Here is a 7,450-nt window from a genome sequence, read left to right as displayed (position 1 = left end):
GGGTTTTCAAAGAACACAAAAGAAAAGCCGGCCTGCCTGCTGGCAGTCCGGCTTCATTCCGTACACTGGAGAGCATAAAGACGCAGCACTCTGCTGGTCTTTCATTATTATTTATATACTTTTCCGTTCTTTCGCTTTTTTCACGGCATAGGCAATGCTGGTGCCCATGCCGCCCCAAATAATGAGAACCCCAATGATCATCATCACGATCGCGCTTGTGCTCATTACAATTCCCCCTTATTGCTACCGCTCCACGGTTTAGCATACATAAATACAAATCCGGCAATTAACGCGGCCGCTGCGACGAGCCAGCCGTATGTCAGGACGAATGAAACTGGATACCCGCCATATGGCGCGCTGATATTTTGACGGATGTTATCGAACATCATAAAAAATAGAACAATCGGCGTCACGATGCTTAAGCAAATTTTCCACCATGCGCCAAGCTGAATATCTGAAACAGAGTCAGCATGCTGCTTTAATGAATCGAGTTCTTTAAACACCCATGCAACTAAAATAACCTCAACAAGTCCGGCGAATACAATCCCAAATTGGTTAATGAAGTTATCCGCAACATCAAGGAAATTCAAACCGCCTTTTGTCGCGAACACTAATGAAATAATGGCAGCAAGCCCGCCTCCGAACGCCACTGATTTCGTGCGGGAAATATTGAATTTTTCCTGAATACCGGCTACAAATGTTTCTATAATAGAAATGAGTGATGTAAGGCCTGCAAGTGTTAACGAAATGAAAAACAAGAAACCGAAAAATCCGTTCGCCACCGGAAACTCGTTAATAATTTGCGGAAAAACGGCAAATGCAAGGATGACGCCGCTCGACACAACTTCATTAACCGGAACACCTTGCTGCATGGCCATGAATCCAAGTGCCGCAAAGACACCGAAACCCGCAAGTAATTCAAAGGATGAATTTGAAAATGCCGTGATAAAAGCATTATTCGTAATATCCGCTTTTTTCGGTAAATAACTGGAATAGGTGACCATGATCGCAAAACCTACCGACAAACTAAAGAAAATTTGACCGTAAGCGGCAATCCAGACTTTACCATCCGTAATCTTTGACCAATCCGGCTGGAAGAAAGCGTCAAGCCCTTCAAGCGCACCCGGAAGTGTCACCGCACGGACAACCACGATAAAGAATAAGATGACTAGAAGGGGAAGCATGACTTTATTAGCGGCTTCAATTCCTTTTTTAACGCCGGAAAACATAATGCCAAGTGTCACAATCCAGACAATTAAGAGCGGTAAAAGAACACCGTTCGCAAATCCCCCAAATTGCCCCGCTTCAACAACCTGCAAGTAATCACCAAGCAAGAAGTCCTGCGGCGTATCACCCCATGTTAATTTGAATGAGAAAAATGAATACGATGTTGCCCAGGCAACAATAACGGAGTAATACGTGGCGATAACAAATGCGATGGCAAGCTGCCACCAGCCGAGCCACTCTGCTTTTTTGTTCAAACGCGTCATCGTAAGCGGCGCTGAACCACGGTATTTATGCCCAAGCGTAAATTCCATGATAAGAAGCGGGATACCTGCCGTGAGCAGGGCAAACAAGTATGGAAGGAAAAAAGCGCCGCCGCCATTTTCATACGCAACAGCCGGAAAACGCCAAATGTTTCCAAGTCCGACTGCCGATCCAACAGCTGCCATAATAAAGCCGGCACGAGATCCCCACTGTGGCCGATTTTGTTCCATAAAAATGGACCTCCTTATAACGCACGAATGTGCCAAATTTTTTTATTTTCAGATAATTTCCGAAACACATCTTTAGTATAAACCTCTTTAAAACATTCGTAAATATGTTTTTGATTGTTTTTATAGAATAATTTATACAAAAGCGCATACATATCCATATTACCCTCTTTTCCCTGTTTTCATATTAGTAAAACCTTCCTGAAATAAACAGAAAAGTGCTGAATTTCGTGCAAAATATTATTTCTTCGAGCACAAAAAAAGCAATGAGAATAAGCGCTCATTGCTTTTGCATTCCATTTCATTTTCAGCGAAAATAAAAATTGCAAACATATACCGCTCTCTTTTTATTTCGGTGGTACACCAATCGAATCAGGGTTATAATACTCCGGCACACTGCCATGAACAAGCCCCATCGCTACTGGAAGTGTCTGTCTGACAACCGTTGTATCCGCTGCAAACGGGACGATAACCTGTACAGCTACTTCCAGCTCAATATACACTTCGACGTAGGCTGAATTAATGCCGAAAGGCTCCACTTTCGTTTTTACGTTGGACGTTACGTCACCAATAGCGTGAAAGCGAATTGGTATGCGCGGTCCGAGATTCCCGAGCAGCGCATTGTTCGTAATTTGTCCAAGGGGAATGGTATATGAAATCCCCTCCGCCTGCTCGGTCCGCTCCGTATCAATATCGACACCCGACAATTCTTCCAGCTCGCGCAAATTTCCTTCTTCTGCCTGATTTAAATTTTCCTCCGCCAGGTCCGTTACTTCTGCGAGCACTTTATTGATCACTTCAGCGTTGAAAACAGTCGATGTGCCTTCTCCTTTTTCTGTAATCATGATGTCTTGTATATCCAGATTTTCTGTAATTTCTTTACTGATGGCTTTCTGTAACACCATCGAGGCAATTTTATTTGTCTGCGCATCGGCGAAATTGAGCAGCACCGGCTGAATATTCCGGTTAATCAGCCATAAAATGAAGAAAATACCTGCTATAAATAGAAGAACAGCAATCATCAGCCGGTGCCGTATTGACAGCTGTGACCGGCTTCTCCATTTTCTCCGCCGGCGCATAAAAAAACCCCCTTTACCGCATTATATGCGGCAAAGGAGCGTCATAACTTTAATAATTTCCACTCCAGCACGTCACGTAAAAACTCCGGCATAAAATACGTTTTTACAGGCGCCCGGTGCAATTCAACAAAATAATGTCCATAGGTGAACATATCCAGCGTTGCAAGCTTATATATTCTCTTCATGTCAAGCGGCTTTCCATCAATGTAAATCACCTGGCCGTCCATTTCAATCTTGTCATAAACAAACCGTCCCATCACCTTCCCGCGAAAACCGAGCCCTTTAATTTGCATATGCGGCCATTGTTCGTCCCGTGTCTGGCGCAGCACTTCGGCAAGTTCTGCGCCTTTGAGTTCGATGACACATGGATTAATGGGATGTGGAAGCAATCCATGAATATCGTATTTCGTCACGGTTCCGGCAGGCAGATGGCCGAGCACAACCCCCGCATTTAAAAAGGAACAGTCTGCATTGCACCACTCTGTCAGCGCTTCAGTGAGCATCAACGGCAATACTGACGGCTGAAACCAGTCGCTATTCAATTCGTGCTCCAGATGAACAACGGGTACGGACAGCGCTTTTTTCCCCTCTGAAGAAAATGTTTCCTGCTGCAGCCGTTCATCTGCCGGTGCTTCCAATGACCGGTTCGTTTCATATACACGTGCCCGTTTTTTGCGTATTGAGCGGGTTTCCTCATTAATTTCAATTTCCACATGACCGGCAAAATATCCATATCTTCCAGCAGCCGCAAGCAGCGTGCCGTTGATTTCTTTTCCCTCATGGAACACATGATGCGTATGGGCGCCCAGAATAACATCCGCTTCTGTTTCTTCCGCAAGCTTTTCATCGTCATACATACCGAGATGGGAAAGCACAATAACCATATCCGCTCTTTTTTTGAGCATTTTAATTAGATTTCTCAACTCGTTCAGCGGATCGGTAATCGTCCAGCCAAGCTGCTCATAGAATGTTGTGTATTGAGCTGTGGCGGATGTTACCGCAATCTTCATATCCCCTGCGTGAAAAAAACGATATGGTAAAACCCAATCCGGCCGCCCGCCCATTTTGTCAAATAGATTGGCACAAATAACGGTAAATTCAGCCCGGTCATACAGCCGGTTTAACGCCTCTTTCGGCAATGTAATGCCTTCGTTGTTGCCGATAGCGACGGCGTCAAATTTCGACTGATTTAATAATTCCACATTGAAAGAACCGAGTGTTCCTTCTGTCAGCGGGTGGGCTCTGTCCACATGGTCGCCGATATCAAATGTTAATGTACATTCTCCCGCCTCTTCATGAATGCGTCTTCTTTCCTTTAAGAAATGCGCAATGCGCGGCCAATTTTCAAAATGGCTGTGCAAATCGTTCGTATGGTAAATATGTATCGTTTTCTCCATCAATCATTCCACCCTTTAACTGATGCCCTGCCAAATAAGCCGGATTCCGATGAGAATAAGGACAAGGCGAAGCAGGAGAACGACCGTTTTGGACGCTATCCGCGCATTCAGCCATGCACCAAATTTGGCACCAAACCATGCGCCTGGTACTAGCGCTGCGGCATAAAACCATTCGACATTCCCAAGCGAGATATGCGTCGCACTCGAGACGCCGGCTGAAAGAAAAATTAACAGCATCGATGTAGCGACGGCAACATGCGGCGGAACAGCAAACAGCATAATCATGGCCGGCACCATAAGAGATCCTCCTCCAATACCAAACAGTCCACCGAAAAACCCGACAATAAACGACGCGACTGTACCGGTCACCGGCTCAATCGAATATGTATGTGTTCCTTCCTGATCAATAAATGTACGTGGGATGCCGCGCGTGCCGAAAATAGGTTTAGCACGGCTTTTAAACATTAAAACGAATGACATGAAGACCATAAACAAACCGAAATAAAGGCTGAACTGGCTCATGTCGAGTCCTTTGTTCGCATAAGCACCGAGAATACTGCCCGGCGCGCTTCCAATAAAAAGAATGAATCCAAGTTTATAATCAACCTTTTTTTGTTTCATATACGCAAGCGTCGAGGACAGACCCGTAATAATTAAAATAACCGATGACGTGCCAACCGAGACTTGCGGTGAAACAGGAGCGAAAAGGGCTGTACCGCCGAGAAACAGCAGCGCGGGCACGATAATAATCCCGCCTCCAAGCCCAACAAGCGCTCCGATTGCAGCGGCAATAAAGCCGATGATAAGTAAAATAATCCATTCCATAACGCGGTGTTCCTCCTAAAAAAGATCGAGCTGGCGTGATGCCAGATTATCATATTGTATTTCGGCCAGATCGAGAAACTGCTTCGCATTATCAGCCGCATCGCCGCCCGAATTATTGTTAAACAAGATATATACGTCTTTAGACTGCTGCGTAAGCTCTTTTGTATAGTCTACCCACTGGCGCAGTTCATGTTCGTTGTAGCGGTACAGGTAACGCACTTCACGCCAATTTTTGTTTCCGTTTTTCTGCCAGCCGGCACGGTTCCGCCCGTGCATGCGGATTAACGTTTTTTCTTGATGGGTCGCCTGCAGCACAATTGGAACCGATCCTTCTCCTGCCTGCGGTTCATCACACACCGTATGTATCCAGTTTTCCCGTTCCAAAAAAGCGATGGTTTTATCAATAAAAGCCGCTTTGTACCACGTTTGATTGCGGAATTCGGCCGCAAGAGACACGTCCCCCATTTTTTCTTTACAATAGCGAAGATACGTCACATTTTCCCGTGTACAGTCAAACCATGGTGGAAACTGAAACAGCACCATTGCGAGTTTGCCAGAATCAATCATCGGCGTCAGCGACAATAGGAAAGCCTGAAACATCTCTTCCTTTGAATCAAAAGGAATCTCTCCCCGTTCATGTCCCGTCATTCCCTGATACGCTTTCACAACAAAACGGAAGCCTTCCGGAGTTTCATCTGTCCATTTGTGCATGTTCCGCTCCGGCTGCACGGCATAAAAGGTGGAATCGACTTCAACCGTTGGAAAATGGGCCGCATATTCTGTTAATTTATCACGGGAAGCCACACCTTGCGTATAAAGCGTATCGTGGTCACCCCATCCCGTTACACCCGTATAAATCATACAATCACCTCATACTGATTTTATCATAATTAGGGCTAAACCGTTTACATATCATTTTGAGCATGATCAAATTTCATTCATACGAAAAAAATCCCCTCGCAAAAGGGGATCTTCTCTTTATTAACCGATACTGCCTTCCATTTCGAACTTGATCAATCTGTTCATTTCAACGGCATATTCCATTGGCAGTTCTTTTGTGAACGGCTCGATGAAGCCCATGACGATCATTTCTGTTGCTTCTTCTTCAGAAATACCGCGGCTCATCAAGTAGAATAGCTGCTCTTCGGATACTTTCGACACTTTCGCTTCATGTTCAAGTGAAATGTTGTCATTTAAAATTTCGTTGTATGGAATCGTATCAGATGTTGATTTATTATCCATAATCAACGTATCGCACTCGATGTTAGAACGGGCTCCGTCTGCTTTACGTCCGAAGTGAACAATTCCGCGATACGTTACTTTTCCGCCTTGTTTTGAGATGGATTTTGATACAATCGTTGACGAAGTGTTTGGCGCCAGGTGAATCATTTTCGCACCGGCATCCTGATGCTGTCCTTTACCGGCAAGGGCAATGGACAATGTCATGCCGCGTGCACCTTCACCTTTTAGAATAACAGCAGGGTATTTCATCGTTAATTTTGAACCGATGTTGCCATCAACCCATTCCATTGTCGCGTTTGCTTCACATACCGCACGTTTCGTTACAAGGTTAAACACATTGTTTGCCCAGTTTTGAATCGTTGTGTAACGGCAGTACGCGCCTTCAGCAATGTAAATTTCAACAACCGCTGAGTGAAGTGAGTTTGTTGTATAAACCGGAGCCGTACATCCTTCAACGTAATGCACGCTTGCGTCTTTGTCGACGATAATAAGCGTACGCTCGAACTGGCCCATGTTTTCCGAATTAATACGGAAATACGCCTGCAGCGGTGTATCGACTTTTACACCTGGCGGCACATAAATGAATGAACCGCCTGACCATACAGCCGAGTTCAATGCAGCAAATTTATTATCAGTCGGCGGAATCACCGTCGCCCAGTATTTTTTGAAGACGTCTTCATTTTCTTTTAAAGCTGAATCTGTATCTTTAAAGACGATTCCGAGCTCTTCCAAATCTTCTTTCATGTTGTGATATACAACTTCTGATTCGTACTGAGCGGAAACACCCGCAAGATATTTTTGTTCCGCTTCAGGAATACCGAGCTTGTCAAACGTCTGTTTGATTTCTTCCGGTACTTCATCCCAGGATTTTTCCGACTTTTCGGATGGCTTTACGTAATACGTAATTTCATCGAAGTTTAGAGACGACATGTCGCCTCCCCATTGCGGCATCGGCATTTTATAGAAGTGATCCAATGATTTCAAACGGAAATCGAGCATCCATTGTGGTTCTTCTTTCATTTTTGAAATTTCTTTTACGATTTCCGGCGTCAATCCGCGTTCTGATCGAAAAATCGAGACATCACGGTCATGGAAGCCATATTTGTAATCGCCAATTTCAGGGGCTTTTTTAGCCATGCTTCATTCCTCCTGTTGTCGCAGAATGGTGGCAAACGCTCGCTTTCGGCGTTGC

The 7,450-nt window shown here is 44.9% G+C and carries 7 protein-coding genes; all 7 read right to left on the bottom strand.

The features are described from left to right. Positions 1 to 111: 111 nt before the first annotated feature. Positions 112 to 225: a methionine/alanine import family NSS transporter small subunit gene (locus BTO30_RS08950; protein WP_075398385.1), complete on the bottom strand. Its 114-nt coding sequence runs from the start codon at positions 223 to 225 to the stop codon at positions 112 to 114. Then, the gene (locus BTO30_RS08945; RefSeq protein WP_075398384.1) at positions 225 to 1,718 is read right to left on the bottom strand and encodes a sodium-dependent transporter; all 1,494 of its coding nucleotides are present in this window, start codon (positions 1,716 to 1,718) and stop codon (positions 225 to 227) included. The genes BTO30_RS08950 and BTO30_RS08945 overlap by 1 nt, the downstream gene beginning before the upstream one ends. A gap of 344 nt (positions 1,719 to 2,062) precedes the next feature. Then, complete coding sequence (gene yunB, locus BTO30_RS08940; RefSeq protein WP_075398383.1) at positions 2,063 to 2,794, bottom strand: sporulation protein YunB; 732 nt, start codon at positions 2,792 to 2,794, stop codon at positions 2,063 to 2,065. 41 nt (positions 2,795 to 2,835) lie between these two features. Next, positions 2,836 to 4,191, bottom strand: a complete 1,356-nt coding sequence (locus tag BTO30_RS08935) for a bifunctional metallophosphatase/5'-nucleotidase (protein ID WP_075398382.1) — start codon at positions 4,189 to 4,191, stop codon at positions 2,836 to 2,838. Positions 4,192 to 4,206: 15 nt separating this feature from the next. Beyond that, positions 4,207 to 5,016, bottom strand: a complete 810-nt coding sequence (locus tag BTO30_RS08930) for a sulfite exporter TauE/SafE family protein (protein ID WP_075398381.1) — start codon at positions 5,014 to 5,016, stop codon at positions 4,207 to 4,209. Between the two features lie 15 nt (positions 5,017 to 5,031). Beyond that, on the bottom strand, positions 5,032 to 5,877 hold the full coding sequence (locus tag BTO30_RS08925; RefSeq protein WP_075398380.1) for a DUF72 domain-containing protein: 846 nt from the start codon (positions 5,875 to 5,877) through the stop codon (positions 5,032 to 5,034). Between the two features lie 120 nt (positions 5,878 to 5,997). Continuing rightward, on the bottom strand, positions 5,998 to 7,395 hold the full coding sequence (gene sufB / locus BTO30_RS08920; protein ID WP_075398379.1) for a Fe-S cluster assembly protein SufB: 1,398 nt from the start codon (positions 7,393 to 7,395) through the stop codon (positions 5,998 to 6,000). Between the last annotated feature and the right edge of the window lie 55 nt (positions 7,396 to 7,450).

This window comes from Domibacillus antri, from assembly GCF_001936625.1.
In the GTDB taxonomy this organism is placed as follows: domain Bacteria; phylum Bacillota; class Bacilli; order Bacillales; family Domibacillaceae; genus Domibacillus; species Domibacillus antri.
The sequence above is the reverse complement of the archived record's forward strand: the minus strand, read 5'-3'. Positions and strand labels throughout refer to the sequence as shown.